We start from the raw sequence: 14,611 nt of genomic DNA on the forward strand, positions 1-14,611 counted from the left end.
ATGTCTGTGGGCTATTATAGCCCTCATCACCGCCAAGACTTAACTTTATGCTAATTGCCCCGCTTGCAGACACCGATCCATTCCACCTACTTCGCCATCAAGCCGTGCGCGATTTGGCCTGGTGTTGCCTGAGCCCACCTTTATTGCAGGAATTATCAGGTAGTAACGCGCACATTTTACCCTTGGTGGACACGAATATCTGGCCTTGGTTACAAGCATTAGATAAACAACCGGCCGCGCTAATGAATGCATTGGCGCAAGTAAAAAGTACACGCCTCGGCATTTATTACGAAACCCTGTGGCGCTTTTATTTTACCCATTCACCGCACTGGCAATTACTTGCGCATAACTTCCCCATTAACCGCGGCAAAGCGACTCTCGGCGCCTTTGATTTTTTATGCCGGCACGGCGACGACTATTGGCATATTGAAACGGCGGTAAAATTTTATTTATGCGATACCCTCGATCCTCAACAAGCACAGGATTGGCACCATTGGATTGGTCCCAACAGCCATGATCGTTTTGATTTGAAATTGGCGCGCTTGCGCGATCACCAATTACCGCTGCATCAAACTCCCGAGGGGCACACTGCGCTGCAACAGCGTTTTCCCCAAGCAGATCAGTGGCGCAGCGGACTTTGCCTGCAGGGGTATTTGTTTTCACCCGCGCCCGCCACCCTATCCATCAATCAATTAACCAGCGCAGAATATATCCATAGCCTGCCGCGAGCGCTGCACAGCCATGCCTCTCAAGCCTTAGGATTCTGGTGGTATTTGCGCGATTTTTTAACACTGATCGCTGACACAAAACTCACTAACGCCAAGTTCAATTGGATAGTTTTAGAACGCGAACAATGGTTCTCACCGGTACAGTTACCGGATGTAAACCTGACGATCGAAGTGGAATTGCTGAGCCAGCAATTGATGCACCAACTGCACCAAACAAAACGGCCGCTCATGGTAGCGGCCGTTATAGAGTCATGCTTGGAGAATGATGAAAAAAATATTATTTGGCGAGAGCAGTTACGCGGTTTTGTGGTGCCAGACGACTGGCCGCAAAACCACAGCAACCCTTAAAAGATTATTTTCCTGCAACCGCCAATCCATCGCGCAACAAATAATTTTGAGTATCAGTCAAATGGATTAGTTGCGCCTGCGGTGTAAAAAGCTGGGCACAATTATCCAGCGCCAAGGTTTTGTAACCCTGCTGCGCCAACAAATGCGCAGCAGCACGACTACGACGCCCGGTATCGCAATAAAAGAGATACGTGTTTTCTTTATTTAGCAGACGGGATTTAATCGCCAAAATATTTAGCGGCACATTAACTGCCTGCGGCAAATGACCTTCGCTGTATTCTTCCTCACTACGCACATCAACTGCTACCGCGCCCTTGGCAATAGTATTTTGCAACTCATTAAAGGCGAGCGTTGCCACCACGGGTTCTTTCAATAGGCGATAAAAATCCTGTTTGCCCAAGCGCATTAACACGCCGTCAGTGCGCATAATCACGCTGGCATTACGCGCTGCTTCATTTACCAGTGCATCCTCGCCAAAACAACGCCCCACACCGATGGTAGCCAGATGTTCGCGCTTATTATCCTGATGGCGCGTAACATCGGCTTCGCCTTCTTTGATGAAATAACACTGGTCGCCAATTTCACCTTGGCGAATAATAACGTCACCCGCGTAAACGACTTGCGGTATCAAGCGCGAAAAAATCTGCTCTACATTTAAAGGAGGAACCTTAAAAAATAAATTGGAGCGCAACACTGTCATCATCCAATCAACATCTTCATCCAGATCACGCTCGCGGGAAATATTGAGCTGTAAGTAATCCGCCACTTCACTCCAAGTGAGCAACTTATCCAATTGCTCACTGTTGATGCGCACGAGACTGCAGTCCGTTTCGGCAATTGCTGTCACCTGACGTGGTTGCTGATGAGCAATAGGAAACAGGGAGGAACGACCTTTGACACGGGTGCGCGAGCCATCACCGGCCACCAGACTTACATCGCCATGAAGTAAATAAACATGTTGCCCATCGTAATTACCCGCCACAAAAAGTGACTGCCCGGCACAGACCGTTTCCTGCGATGCGTTGCTGAGTAGTGCGAGCAGATGGCTCTCACTCATATCTTTAAGTGGCACCAGTGTGTGCGTCAAATTCAGGTCAAATTCAACTGGCGGCATTGGTATGGATTTTTGAGCCTGCATAGCAACATCCTTCATGGTGAAAGCTGATTCTCAAGGGCAATTAAAACCGCGGCGCCCTTGCAAACCACCGGTGTGAATCGCAATAAGGCGTGAGCCGCGCGGCCAATAACCTTGTTGCGCCAGGGAACTAATCCCCCAAAGCATTTTTATTGTATAAACCGGATCAAGGGGAATGCGCGTGCTACGCTCAAACCCCCGCCAAAACTCGAATAAACTCGCACTTGGTTTTTTGGCATAACCGCCGCCGTGAAAACCGGAAATTAATCGCCAGTTATCGGCAAAGTATGATTCCGCAGAAACCAACTCACGATAACAAGTGGCGATATTAGCCCCTAAGTCACCGGCACCTTTCAACACTGAAAAGCCAATTACCGGTTTCTGTCGATCCACACCAGCAGCCAAACCCGCCAAACTAGTGCCCGTACCAACGGGAATGCATACCGCAGCATAATCACCCTGTGTTTGCTGCTCAAGCGCATGGCCCAACAACTGCACTCCACGTGCACCGGCAAGATTAGCTCCGCCTTCAGGAATAAGATATGACGGCCCATAACAAGCCTGCATATCGGTCAGCCAATCCGCTTCAGTTTTTCGGTCGTACTCCGCGCGACTAACAAAAACCAGTTTCATCCCCCAGGCCTCGGCATCCATCAAGGTTGCGCTCAAGTGCGCAGGTCGCTCGCCGCGAATAACACCAATAGCGTTAATGCGATAACGATGCGCCGCAGCGGCCAATGCATGTAGATGGTTGGAATAAGCACCACCAAAACTGAGCACTTGGGAGAAGCCTTGGCTACGCGCCGCCTGCAAATTAAAAAACAACTTATAAAATTTGTTGCCCGACAATTGCGAATCCAACAAATCATCGCGCCTGACCCACAACTCAATGCCCTGCTCGGCGAGCATAGACGTTGTCGCCCGCTGTAAAGGCACTGCTAGAGCAGCATCTGCCAACTGCTGCGCGGTTTCTATCACCACCACAAATTCCTATCGCCGACTATCTGCCAACATCCCAAGAGCCACCGCCTGATGCTGCGCACAGCGATCACTCTCACCGGGGTGGAATTCTAACGGAGTTTCGATAACGGGGATGCTCCTACCGCAGGTCTTGCCACGCGCATCTACCGCGTTACAACATGGCAGTTGATGATGCGCCAACCACGCGAGATACACCGGTTCATTTACACCCACTTTTGCCGCCGCGTAGGCATTGGGGCTTTCCAGATAGACACCAATATCATCGAGCGGAATCGCAACCTCCCCCAAACCGGGCAAAAATGTCACCAGATTAACGCCAGCTTTCACTAGCCGGCCAAGCAATTGATCACCACTGTTTTTGAGCAATTGCTGGTTTTCATGCTTAAGTTGGACAAGCTCTTCTTTGAGTGTGCTTTCGTTTTGGTGACGATAAAACAACTCAACCTCGCGCATGTCCAACATTTCACGCAGCTCGGCGGTAGCAGCGTGGATTTTGGCATCCAGCTCTAACGAAAAATTTTCCTGCAACAACTGGATTTGGCTGGATTCACCTTGCTGCGCGGCCTTGAGCTTGTGTGCAAAATACTCGCGCATCCCTTCCACCTTGGTCGCCTGGATATCAAGTGTTTCCTTGAGGGTTTGATTGCGCTCCGCCAGCTCTTTGTTCTCTTGCGCCAATTGCTGCAACTTTTCCTGATAAGCCAAAACACGCTTTTGGTGTTCTTGCTGTAAGCCGTGCAGTTTTGCCTGCTTTTGATTCATCAGGGTTGCAATATGCAAGGTCTGCTCATTAGTTAGCAGCTCGATTTGCTTGGCCAACTCGGCCGTATAGTAATCGTGTAACCGCTGCTCCAAGGCTGCCTGCTCACGCGCAAGCACCTCTTCGCTCAACACCTGATTGGGCACAATTGCATCACGCGAGGATCGAGCAGCTGGCTTTTCGGCTTTAACCACAAACCCCAAGCGATTGGCTTTCACCGCATCACGAATAGCAATAAAACTATTATTGCCAACCTGCATGGAGGGATCCCAAAGGTTCTTTTGATGCCAAGCAACCGGGCATTGGCTGTAACACACCAGGCGCACCGCACCCACGCCCATATCGGGGCCTGTCCCGGCCGAGTCCAACAATTGCTGTAAAGGGACATTCCAGCGTCGATCAACCATGCCTTGCTCATCAAAACTGATAAGGAAAAACACCAGCCCCGTTACAGCCAAGCCGCTGCCCACTTGTATATAGGCTGCCTTGACGGAAGCGCCGGCAAAATCAGGAATGGGGATAAAACCATCAAGAATCGCCTCAAATTCCGTATAAAGCAGCTCACGAGCGACGCGCTCATGATCAAATAGAAAAACGGCTTCAAAATTTGCTGTGGAGGGGTGCGACATAGGCGGGAATCTCAAGCCTGGCTTAGGACAGCTTGAGTATAGGAAATCAGGCGCCAAAAAAAAGTGAACAACCCCCTCTCCGACTGATTTTCAGGCGGATTTGCGGCCTACTCGACGAATTTGAATAGAATAAATTAAGCCGAAAAAACAACTAGTTATAGGTGCCAGGCTTAAAAAAATAGAAAAGTGATTAAAATCGTGAAAACAGGCGGGGAAAATCAGAGGAAGTTAACCAGAGCCTTGCAGCAAAACGCTGCAGCAGCTCTTATTTAGATGTCTGAGTAATCTTCGTAAAAGTCATCATCAGCATCGTCGTACTGGATATCCAGTAAATCTTCAACATAGTCTTGCATGGGAGTATCTCCTTGGGTTTGGTTGTTATGTACGCTATTCAATGGACAAGCAGATCAATCGCTTGTTCCTGGGACTAGGCCGCACAAGAAGCAAACTACCAACGAGATGTGACAATTATATGTACAGATAAAAAGAAAAAGCCCGCAACCTGTGCGGGCTTTTTGTATAGTGGCGGACCGGACGGGGCTCGAACCCGCGACCTCCGGCGTGACAGGCCGGCATTCTAACCGACTGAACTACCGGTCCGCATGCTTCTCAAACTGAGTATTTTGCATTGATGCTCTTGTTCATGAGAGCGCAAAATGTGGTGGGCGGTACAAGACTCGAACTTGTGACCCATGCCTTGTAAGGGCATTGCTCTACCAACTGAGCTAACCGCCCCTCGTTGAGAGGTGCGCATTCTATCGAATTTGAACTTCGTGTCAAACATTTTTCAGCGAAAAATATAAAGTTTTTTTAATTTGTACAAAACAGAGGCAAAGGCGAGTAAAAAGCCAACAGACTGATTCAAACTCACCCTGTAGAAATCGCCAACCTGGAATTGCATTCGATATATTTACCGGCAGCGAGTAGATTATCAGCCCGATCAAGAGCAACAACATCAACCAATGAATATACCCAATCCATTCAGCAGCCTCTCGGCAACCGATTCCATTACCGGAATGGGTATATTGGTCATTTTTCTGATAGTCCTGCAAACCTTACTGATTATAGGTTTACAGCGCAGCCGCATGAGCAATAAACGCGCACGCAATGCGCTCAAAGAATCACAGAAGGCGCTCGAACAACGTATTCGCGAACGCACTGATAGCCTGTATTTAACCAACAACCTACTTATCGATGAGGTAGCGCGGCACGAGCAAACGGGACGCCAACTGCGCGAGACAAAGCTATATTTACAAAGCATGATCAACTCAATGCCATCGATTATTATCGGTGTCACCGCCGATGCGGAAGTAACTCACTGGAACGCCGCTGCCGAAAATACCTTTGAAATTTTTTCTCACGATGCGCTGGGGAAAAAAATTACTGCGTTACTACCTCGCTTCCCCATCACACTGCAAACCATTCAGACTACGATTCGCGAAGGCGAGCCTCTATCCAGCCAACATGTGCAACAGCATGACGATGAAAAAAATCGCTATTTTGAAATAACTATTTATCCGTTGATCTCACGTACCCAGCAAGGGGCAGTGATTCGGATAGATGATGTTACATTTAAAGTAACCATTGAAAACTTGATGATTCAAAATGAGAAAATGTATTCGCTCGGCGAAGTAGCAGCAGGCATAGCCCACGAAATTAATAACCCGCTCAGCGTTATCCTGCAAAATGCCCAAAATATTCAGCGCCGTACCGACCCGCAGCTGGCCATGAATCAAACACGCGCACAACAATTAAATGTTGACCTGAAAAGCCTATACAATTATTTGTCAGCCAGTGAAATTCCACAAATGATGGATTCAATCCGCGAAGCGGGCGAGCGCTCAGCCAGTATTGTGCGCAACATGTTGGAGTTCTCCCACAACTCCAAACGCATTATTGACCTGATTGATATAAAACATTTGCTTGAACAGACCATTGTACTTAACCGCAGCACTCAACATGCAAATGAAAATAATCAGATCGCTATAAACACTCTGTATGTAGAACCTCTCCCCCCCGTAAAAGCATCTGCACCGGAACTACAGCAGGTTTTATTGAATTTATTGCGCAACGCCACTCAAGCGCTTAATCAGTATAAAACTCAAAATCCGCAGATCCTTATTAAGGTCTATGTGGAAAATAATAATCTTGTGATAGAGGTTCAGGACAACGGCCCCGGCATGACAGATACTGTGCGCGAGCATGTTTTTGAGCCATTTTTTACCACCAAAGAAGTCGGCTCTGGCACAGGTCTGGGTTTGTCAGTTTCCTATTTTATTATCACTGAGCGCCATCAAGGTTCTATTGATGTTAAAACCTCCCCCGGCAAAGGCAGTAATTTTATTATTAAATTACCACTTACCAGCGCTCAATAAACAATAGGCAACCCTAGCAAGCTTAATAACAATTAAACTGAATCATCGAGGGGAAAAATGATCAAACCATTACACTTAACCATGATTAGCCTGAGTGCCCTGATTTTTAGCGGTTGCGCTACAGCGCCGCCGCCACCTATTGATGCCAATACACTTGCCTCCGCTGCCGAAAAAATTCTCTCCGAAAACATTTACTACAATGAGCTGTTCACTAGCTGCGCGGCACTGGGTGGCGAAATTGAAGTCGATGCAATAAATGTGCAGCAAAACTGGTTAAATGCTAACGCGCCATTGGTGGTAGCAGCCGATAGTTACTACAGTCAACAGCAAGCGGAAAACAGCTTTGAATACGCGGGGCTAACCCTTGCACCCACGGCCATTCGTCTGGTGCTTGATGCCAGACAAAAAGCAAAAGATGAACTTTCACTGAGCAAACGCAGCCCGGCAAACCAGCAAAAAACCTGTGCCTTCAAGCTCGCACAAATGGCACCCGCCACACTGCCGCTGAGTAACGACCCAGCGATTGCCCGTGCCCAAACAGAACTGCTAAAACACCAACCACTGGATGAAACACCGCTCAGCGCCCCGCGTTTAGCAGGTGGTATCAACGCCATTCCCGGCGGAAAAAGTTTTTTCACGATCAACAAGAGCCATCAATCCAACTGCCCTGATGCTTACACCTTAGTGATCGCCAATGACTGGCCCAAGGAAGCTTACGCTAACTTCTGCGGCGCCAAGGCAGTGGAAGTGCTGATTTGCGACTGGGGCAAATGCGACATAAAAAAGTTATAATGGCCGAAAACAAGCTCCGGCAACCCGGAGCTTGAGTCATTTTTGATGAGCCATTTATGATTCCTACCGATTTCTCCCCCGCTAGCTACCAAGATCAACTCCGCGAAAAAGTTCGTCGAATTACAGCCGATTTTTCGGCTTTTTCATTGCCCGACATTCAGGTTTTTTCATCACCGGAAAAACATTATCGGATGCGTGCCGAATTTCGTGTCTGGCATGAAAAAGAGCGTACCGATTACGTGATGTTTACGCAGGACGAATTCAAGCGTCCCTATCCAATCCATGAGTTTCCGGTTGGATCGGCGCTGATGAATAACCTGATGCCGCGTTTACTCGCTGAAATTAATAGCGATGAATTACTTCGCCACAAACTGTATCAAGTTGAATTTCTGACTACCCAAAGCGGTGAAGCACTCGTCACTCTGATTTATCACAAAGCCTTGGGGGATGACTGGATAGCGCGCGCGCGTACGCTGAAAACCGCATTGAAAATTGATATTGTTGGCCGCAGCCGCAAGCAGCGTTTATTGGTAGAACGCGATCACGTTATTGAACGGTTAACGGTTGCCGGACGCGAATACCAGTATCAACAAGTTGAGGCCAGCTTTACCCAACCCAACGCCAAGGTGTGTGAATCCATGCTCGGTTGGGCGGTAGAACACAGCAAGGAAATTGGCGGGGATTTATTAGAACTCTATTGCGGGAATGGTAATTTCACCCTGCCCTTATCACAGAACTTTGACAAAGTATTAGCCACTGAAGTATCAAAAACCTCAGTGGAATCGGCGCTGTTTAATATCGCTGCAAATAAGATCAACAATATTCAAATTGCGCGCATGTCGAGCGAGGAATTCTCTCAGGCGATGGATGGTGTGCGCGAGTTTAATCGTCTGCGCCATATCAATTTAGCGGATTACAACTTCACTAGCATTTTTGTGGACCCGCCTCGCGCAGGGCTTGACCCACATACCACCAGTATTACCCAGCGCTTTGACAATATTATTTATATCTCCTGCAACCCCGATACATTACGTGAAAATTTAAAAATCATTAACCAGACTCACACGATTAAAGCCTTTGCGATTTTTGATCAATTTCCCTACACACATCATGTCGAATGCGGCGTAGTGTTGCAGAAAAAGTAATGGGAAATAATTAGTGCTTTGGAAGCTTCATTCGCTGACAAGTTCACGCGTCATATAAATCGCAGGACCAGAGTAGGATGCAAGATTGTACTGCTGGGTTTCATCCAGTTGCGCGCACTCATTGAAACCTAGTTTCTGCCAAAAGGATTTGGAGTTTTGCACCGATACTAACGCTGCTGCACGCAATTCCCGTTGACGCGCCTCCTTCAAAGCGTGATTCACCAACATTGGCCCCACACCACAGCCCGCCGCCGACTTACTGATTGCAAGATCATGTAGATAGAGCGCTGTAGAGTCGGGCTTGTGCGCAAACTCGCTACCCCAAGGTGATACCTCACCCAGCGCAGATTGATAGCCGACCAGATAACCACACACCTCCCCCGCACGCTCTACTACCCAGGATGTATCCGGCGTTTGTGCAAAACGTGCGTGAATTACCTCGTCAGTTTCCAGAATTTCATCGATATAGGCTTCTGCTTGAATACGGATAACATCAGCAAGGTCGCACAACTGCATGGCACGACAAATAAACTCTACAGTCATTCTTAAATAGCCTTAAAAATCGCGTCCCAGAATGCGCTTGGCTGCATCCATCACAAAATCATTAAACGTAGCTTCGTGATTCAAACGCTCCAGATCAAACTTGCGCTGCTCGGCATTGGACAAGTTTTGCCATGCCTCCAAATAAGGAATATGGCTGGTTTTTTCGCGCAGTTGATAAAACGCCGAGAATTCGGTTTTCACCTCCCCATTCACATCCAATGTATCCAGTAACCCGGCGATCCGAATACTCGCCTCAGTCAGGGTCAACTCTTGATTGTGCAGCGCTTGTGCCAATATTTGGATGCTTTTATTAATCCATTCACGCTGCTCACGCTGCGCTTGTTGATTGGCAAGTTCCTGTGCTTTTAATTTTTGCTCACGCTCTTTTTGTTTGCGATACACCTGAAATACCAAACGCCCGGCAATGACCGCCAACACAATAATAATTAGCGAGCCTAACAACATTAATATCGATAACAACGTCATAAGTAATCTCTACAGAAATTCCGGGAAATAAATTATTTAGGGCATGCCTGATATAAATCAGGCTCTATCATCTTCCAACCCACCGGCATCCAACAAGTATTCTTCGCTATCACTGCCAGCCTCTTCCAACAAATGACCGGCGATGGATTTTTTAGTTTTAGCACCTAAACGACGAATATCATCCACGCGTTTCACCAAATTGCCACGCCCGGTTTGCAAACGGTCACGAGCTTTACTGTAGGCTTCTTGCGTTTTATTGAGTGAATTACCAATAGCATCCAGCGATTCCAGCAACAATACAAACTGGTCGTGCAATGCGCCCGCTTCTTTCGCGATGCGCTCAGCATTTTTGTTTTGCTTTTCGTAGCGCCAGATATTCTCTACAGTGCGCAAGGTTGCCAAGAGTGTTGTTGGGCTTACCAAAATGATATGGCGATCATACGCTTCGCGGTACAAGCCAGGCTCATGCTGCAAGGCAAACATAAAGGCCGCTTCAATCGGGATAAAAATAAACACAAAGTCGAGCGCTTTAATACCATCAAGCTTTTCGTAGTCTTTAATACTGAGACTTTTAATATGACTGCGCAGCGAATTTACGTGTGCATTTAGATACTGCTTGCGCTCAACGTCATCGTCTGCACTGCAGAATTTTTCATAATCAACCAGCGAGCATTTTGCATCGATCACAATATCTTTGTTTTCGGGCAAGTGAATAATCACGTCCGGCATTAACCGGGAGCCATCGCTACCGGTGAAATTAACTTGGGTGTCATATTCGCGGCCTTTCTGCAAACCGGATTCCTCCAGTAAGCGTTCCAGCACTACTTCACCCCAATTACCTTGGGTTTTACTATTTCCTTTTAGTGCTTGCGCGAGATTAACGGCATCTTCGCCAATTTTTTGCGCCTGTTTTTGCAACTCAACCACTTGGCCAGAAAGGCGATTGCGATCGGCATTTTCTTTTTCGTACACGTCTTCCACTTTTTTACGGAATTCCGTGAGTTGCAATTTCAGCGGGTCAAGCGTGTTATCGAGTAGCGTTTTGCTATTTGCACTAAACTGCTGTTGCTTATTTTCAAAAATTTTATTGGCGAGGTTTTCAAACTCTTTGGCTAACTCTACTTTGGCATTCTGTAGCAGCGCGAGTTGTTCAGCGAAATTTTTTCGCTCTTGTTCCAAACGGGTTTTCAGTTCGGTAGTTTCTTTAGCGAACAGCACAAGCTGTTCATCTTTACGCAGGGATTGCTGCTGTAGCTCATCAAAGTGGCGGGTTTTCTCACGCAGAGCCGCGGCGTCTTGCTGCGCAACGCCCAAAGACTGCTGTAACTCAACAGCGTGTTGTTGAACCGATTGAAGCTGTGTTTTGATTTCAACCAGCTGGAGTTTGAGCTGATTACTGTCCTGTTGCAGCGCCGCTTCACGCAGGTCGTGACTGTGTTGCAATTGCTGTTGAGCAGCTTCAAGCTCATGGGTTTTGGTAAGCACAGCTTGGTCGAGGCGGCGCCCGACAATCCAATACACCATCAGGGCGCCAATAACCAAACCCGAAAGGGCGGCAATAAGAGTTAGTACCGTTGGATTCACTAAAAAACTCCAGAATGTAAAACGCGGCTAGGTTTTATCGGCCGCGACCGTTAAAATCGCCGCCATTTTAGCAACATATCGCCGCTTTCAGGCTATTGATTTGACTCACCTATGAACACCACCACCTCGTCTTTTCAGGCTCCGCGTATTCTGGTATTCGATTCCGGTGTCGGCGGTTTGAGTGTCGCCCGCGAGATCCAGCAGCGTCTACCACAGAACCCGTTGGTTTACGCCTCGGACAATGCGTTTTTCCCCTATGGTACCAAGGGCGAGGCGGAGCTAATTACGCGTGTGGATCAGGTGATTGGCGAGCTATTGCTGCGCTACCCAGCCGATATCCTCGTCATCGCCTGCAATACCGCCAGCACACTCACCCTGCCCCATTTGCGCAGCAAATTGAGCTTGCCCATAGTCGGGGTAGTGCCTGCGATCAAACCTGCCGCGCTCATGAGTAAAACCGGGGTAATCGGCCTGCTCGCCACACCTGCCACAGTCGCTCGTCCCTATACCCACGAATTAATCCGCGAATACGCAACGGATTGCCAGGTAATTTCATTGGGCAGTAGCGAGCTGGTGCAAATCGCCGAGCAAAAATTACGCGGCGAAACAATCGATGTGAATGCGATTAGCAAAATTGCCCAGGAATTAATGCGCGATGATCAAGCAGAAAAAATGGATGTGCTGGTTTTAGCCTGCACACATTTCCCGCTGTTGAGGGATGAGTTGGCGCAACACTTGCCCGCACAATTAAAACTGATCGACTCGGGGGCAGCCATAGCACGGCGGGTAGAGTTTTTGCTCGCTGATGCTGCAGAGCCACCGGCAGGTTATATACCAGAACATCTTGCAGTATTTACCAAACACACTGCAGCTGCCGAGCAACTTGCACCAGCATTAACCCGTTTTGGCATTCACCAGCAGGCTTATCTCAATATTTAAAATCCTCCTAAAAAAACCGGGCAGAAAATGCCCGGGTTTTATCTTTACTGCTTAACCATTAATAATTAAACCTGCAAACTCAGACCACCAGACGTAATTCATGTCCATCGGGCTGCAAGTTGCGCAAAATATCCATGCTGGTAATAACACCCTGCGCAATTTTATTGTCCGCCACTACCACGCGATGGATATTGTTTTTCACCATCACCGCCGCCACTTCCGCCACACTGGCATCTGGTTTTACAGTAATAATTTCGCGTTGCATGATTTGATGCACGGTGCAGTTATATTCTGCCCTGTTACTCCAATCCCGCAGACTGACTTCATCCAAATCAATTTCACAACTTTCGCGATAATAATTTCGCAGTGCTTCGCGGCGATTGGTTTCATCCATGCTACTGAATTTAAAAATATCCGAAACCGTCACCACACCAACTAACTCGTGATCCGATGCAATAACGGGCGCGCCGGAAATACCGTGTTTAATAAAAAACTCAGCAAGGCGATGGATAGTCCAACCCTCGTAGGCACTTAACAAGGTTTTACTCATAATCGCTTGGGCGGTATGGCTATTTTTATGGCTTATCGACATAACTGATTCCTCGCAGAAAAGTAAATGGCGCATTAAGTATTAACCCTGGTGAAAAATTCGACACCATAAAAATCGCCCATTGATTAGACTTTTTCTGCATTAAAAACCACCTTTAGGTTCTTGCCAGAAAATTCTTTCACCCAATAAAAAAGCCGCTGGATGAATAATCCAGCGGCTTTTAGCAATCACATAAAAATTATTACAAATCAGTGATTGGCTTATATTTTGGCACTAACATCTTCATAACGCCCCAGGCCAGCAAATAGGCTACCGCGCAAACGGCAAACATAATAGCGTAACCCGTGTAAATATTGCCTTGTGCGCCGTAGTAGTCAAACAACCAACCACCGGTTTTAGACAAAAATACACCACCCAAACCGCCCGCCATACCACCGATACCGACTACTGAACCTACGGCTTTTTTCGGGAACATATCCGACACTGTGGTGAAGATATTCGCAGACCACGCCTGATGCGCTGAGGCGCCAATACCAATCAGAATTACCGGCACCCAAAAACCGTAATGACCGAGAGGTTGTGCGAGTAACACTACCAGCGGGAAGAGCGCAATCACAAACATAGCGCGCATACGACCATCGTAAGCGTTGTAACCTTTGTTCATGAAATAAGTGGGGAACCAACCCCCACCGATACTGCCAATCATAGTCAAGCTATAAAGCACGGTTAAAGGCAACATTAATTGCGTGCCGGTCAAGCCGTATTGCTCACCCAAATATTTCGGCAACCAAAACAAGAAGAACCACCAGACACCATCGGTCATAAACTTGCCAAAAGCAAAGGCCCAGGTTTGGCGATAGCTAAGGAGTTTGAACCATGAGGTTTTCAATTCCTCTTCGACTGCAACCACCGGCGCTTCGCCCGGATTGGTATTGATGTAATCCAACTCAGCCTGACCCAAGCGTTTTTGCTTGGTGGGGATTTCGTAATAAATCTGCCAGAGCACCATCCATACAAAACCTATGGCACCAATCACGATAAACGCGGTTTGCCAGCCCCAGTTAACTGCAATCCAGGGCACAGTCAAAGGCGCAAGAATCGCACCTACGTTGGCACCCGAGTTAAAAATACCGGTGGCAAAGGAGCGTTCTTTTTTAGGGAAATATTCAGCGGTGGCTTTGATGGCGGCCGGAAAGTTACCCGCCTCACCTATCGCCAATACAGCGCGGGAAATCATAAAACCAATAATCGACACCGGAATTGCCGCTATACCCGCAATCGCCAGCACATTATTTGTGAAATGACCAATGGGTACCGCGTAGGCATGCATGATGGCGCCGATAGACCAGACAACAATCGCGACTATATAGCCCAACTTGGTACCAAGTTTGTCGATCACACGGCCGGCAAACAGCATGGAGATGGCGTACACAAATTGGAATACCGCCGTGATATTGGCGTAGTCGCTGTTAGTCCAGCCAAACTCTTTGGAGAGCGCCGGTGCTAATAAGCTGAGAACTTGACGGTCAAGATAATTAACAGTGGTTGCAAAGAACAGGAGGGCACAAATGGTCCATCTGTAGTTGCCAATAAGTTGCTGGTTCATAAGGTCACTT

At 47.7% G+C, this 14,611-nt stretch carries 14 protein-coding genes and 2 tRNA genes; 5 read left to right on the plus strand and 11 right to left on the minus strand.

The annotated features are described in order from the left end of the window. Nucleotides 1-47 precede the first annotated feature (47 nt). Entirely contained in the window at nt 48-1,076 is a 1,029-nt protein-coding gene (locus O59_RS20995; RefSeq protein ID WP_007641898.1) for a DUF1853 family protein, read from the plus strand. Nucleotides 1,077-1,080: 4 nt separating this feature from the next. Here O59_RS20995 and O59_RS09300 read toward each other — a convergent pair whose 3' ends face one another. The 6 genes from O59_RS09300 to O59_RS09320 all read right to left on the minus strand — a co-directional run bounded on the left by O59_RS09300 (nt 1,081) and on the right by O59_RS09320 (nt 5,316). Then, nucleotides 1,081-2,214, minus strand: a complete 1,134-nt coding sequence (locus tag O59_RS09300; RefSeq protein ID WP_232283057.1) for a cyclic nucleotide-binding domain-containing protein — start codon at nt 2,212-2,214, stop codon at nt 1,081-1,083. Between the two features lie 30 nt (nt 2,215-2,244). After that, on the minus strand, nt 2,245-3,192 hold the full coding sequence (locus tag O59_RS09305; protein WP_157152519.1) for a 1-aminocyclopropane-1-carboxylate deaminase/D-cysteine desulfhydrase: 948 nt from the start codon (nt 3,190-3,192) through the stop codon (nt 2,245-2,247). Between the two features lie 9 nt (nt 3,193-3,201). After that, the gene (locus O59_RS09310) at nt 3,202-4,581 is read right to left on the minus strand and encodes a hypothetical protein (RefSeq protein WP_007641902.1); all 1,380 of its coding nucleotides are present in this window, start codon (nt 4,579-4,581) and stop codon (nt 3,202-3,204) included. 269 nt (nt 4,582-4,850) lie between these two features. After that, nucleotides 4,851-4,976, minus strand: coding sequence for a hypothetical protein (locus O59_RS22195; RefSeq protein WP_007641904.1), 126 nt, complete (start codon nt 4,974-4,976; stop codon nt 4,851-4,853). A 128-nt stretch (nt 4,977-5,104) separates the two neighbouring features. Next, nucleotides 5,105-5,181: transfer RNA gene (locus tag O59_RS09315), tRNA-Asp, on the minus strand. A gap of 59 nt (nt 5,182-5,240) precedes the next feature. Beyond that, nucleotides 5,241-5,316, minus strand: a tRNA-Val gene (locus O59_RS09320). A gap of 227 nt (nt 5,317-5,543) precedes the next feature. Here O59_RS09320 and O59_RS09325 point away from each other — a divergent pair. From O59_RS09325 to trmA, 3 genes are read left to right on the plus strand one after another with little or no spacing between them, the layout of a single operon-like run. Next, complete coding sequence (locus tag O59_RS09325) at nt 5,544-6,956, plus strand: nitrogen regulation protein NR(II) (RefSeq protein ID WP_007641910.1); 1,413 nt, start codon at nt 5,544-5,546, stop codon at nt 6,954-6,956. 57 nt (nt 6,957-7,013) lie between these two features. After that, nucleotides 7,014-7,748: a hypothetical protein gene (locus O59_RS09330; RefSeq protein ID WP_040391808.1), complete on the plus strand. Its 735-nt coding sequence runs from the start codon at nt 7,014-7,016 to the stop codon at nt 7,746-7,748. 56 nt (nt 7,749-7,804) lie between these two features. Continuing rightward, complete coding sequence (gene trmA / locus O59_RS09335; RefSeq protein WP_007641914.1) at nt 7,805-8,893, plus strand: tRNA (uridine(54)-C5)-methyltransferase TrmA; 1,089 nt, start codon at nt 7,805-7,807, stop codon at nt 8,891-8,893. Nucleotides 8,894-8,920: 27 nt separating this feature from the next. Here trmA and O59_RS09340 read toward each other — a convergent pair whose 3' ends face one another. Genes O59_RS09340 through rmuC form a run of 3 tightly spaced genes read right to left on the minus strand, consistent with a single transcriptional unit; the run spans nt 8,921 to nt 11,506 of the window. Next, on the minus strand, nt 8,921-9,436 hold the full coding sequence (locus tag O59_RS09340) for a GNAT family N-acetyltransferase (RefSeq protein ID WP_157152520.1): 516 nt from the start codon (nt 9,434-9,436) through the stop codon (nt 8,921-8,923). Nucleotides 9,437-9,448: 12 nt separating this feature from the next. Then, a complete protein-coding gene (locus O59_RS09345) occupies nt 9,449-9,922 on the minus strand; it encodes a DUF2489 domain-containing protein (RefSeq protein WP_232283058.1) in 474 nt (157 codons plus the stop codon). 57 nt (nt 9,923-9,979) lie between these two features. Further along, on the minus strand, nt 9,980-11,506 hold the full coding sequence (gene rmuC / locus O59_RS09350) for a DNA recombination protein RmuC (protein ID WP_007641917.1): 1,527 nt from the start codon (nt 11,504-11,506) through the stop codon (nt 9,980-9,982). A 111-nt stretch (nt 11,507-11,617) separates the two neighbouring features. Between rmuC and murI the strand changes: the two genes are divergently transcribed. Next, nucleotides 11,618-12,445 (plus strand): glutamate racemase, encoded by an 828-nt coding sequence (murI, locus tag O59_RS09355; RefSeq protein ID WP_007641918.1) that lies wholly within the window; start codon nt 11,618-11,620, stop codon nt 12,443-12,445. A 79-nt stretch (nt 12,446-12,524) separates the two neighbouring features. Here murI and O59_RS09360 read toward each other — a convergent pair whose 3' ends face one another. Both O59_RS09360 and O59_RS09365 read right to left on the minus strand, forming a co-directional pair. Then, nucleotides 12,525-13,037, minus strand: coding sequence for an HPP family protein (locus O59_RS09360; RefSeq protein WP_050977007.1), 513 nt, complete (start codon nt 13,035-13,037; stop codon nt 12,525-12,527). Between the two features lie 199 nt (nt 13,038-13,236). Then, nucleotides 13,237-14,601, minus strand: a complete 1,365-nt coding sequence (locus O59_RS09365) for an MFS transporter (protein WP_007641920.1) — start codon at nt 14,599-14,601, stop codon at nt 13,237-13,239. Between the last annotated feature and the right edge of the window lie 10 nt (nt 14,602-14,611).

It is taken from the genome of Cellvibrio sp. BR (assembly GCF_000263355.1).
Lineage (GTDB): Bacteria > Pseudomonadota > Gammaproteobacteria > Pseudomonadales > Cellvibrionaceae > Cellvibrio.

Excerpts from the sequence above, each read along its gene's own strand:
- O59_RS20995 (WP_007641898.1), top strand. The coding sequence starts at position 48 with ATGCTAATTGCCCCGCTTGCAGACACCGATCCATTCCACCTACTTCGC.
- O59_RS09300 (WP_232283057.1), bottom strand. The coding sequence starts at position 2,214 with ATGCAGGCTCAAAAATCCATACCAATGCCGCCAGTTGAATTTGACCTG.
- O59_RS09310 (WP_007641902.1), bottom strand. The coding sequence starts at position 4,581 with ATGTCGCACCCCTCCACAGCAAATTTTGAAGCCGTTTTTCTATTTGAT.
- O59_RS09325 (WP_007641910.1), top strand. The coding sequence starts at position 5,544 with ATGAATATACCCAATCCATTCAGCAGCCTCTCGGCAACCGATTCCATT.
- O59_RS09330 (WP_040391808.1), top strand. The coding sequence starts at position 7,014 with ATGATCAAACCATTACACTTAACCATGATTAGCCTGAGTGCCCTGATT.
- trmA (WP_007641914.1), top strand. The coding sequence starts at position 7,805 with ATGATTCCTACCGATTTCTCCCCCGCTAGCTACCAAGATCAACTCCGC.
- O59_RS09340 (WP_157152520.1), bottom strand. The coding sequence starts at position 9,436 with ATGACTGTAGAGTTTATTTGTCGTGCCATGCAGTTGTGCGACCTTGCT.
- O59_RS09345 (WP_232283058.1), bottom strand. The coding sequence starts at position 9,922 with ATGACGTTGTTATCGATATTAATGTTGTTAGGCTCGCTAATTATTATT.
- murI (WP_007641918.1), top strand. The coding sequence starts at position 11,618 with ATGAACACCACCACCTCGTCTTTTCAGGCTCCGCGTATTCTGGTATTC.
- O59_RS09360 (WP_050977007.1), bottom strand. The coding sequence starts at position 13,037 with ATGTCGATAAGCCATAAAAATAGCCATACCGCCCAAGCGATTATGAGT.
- O59_RS09365 (WP_007641920.1), bottom strand. The coding sequence starts at position 14,601 with ATGAACCAGCAACTTATTGGCAACTACAGATGGACCATTTGTGCCCTC.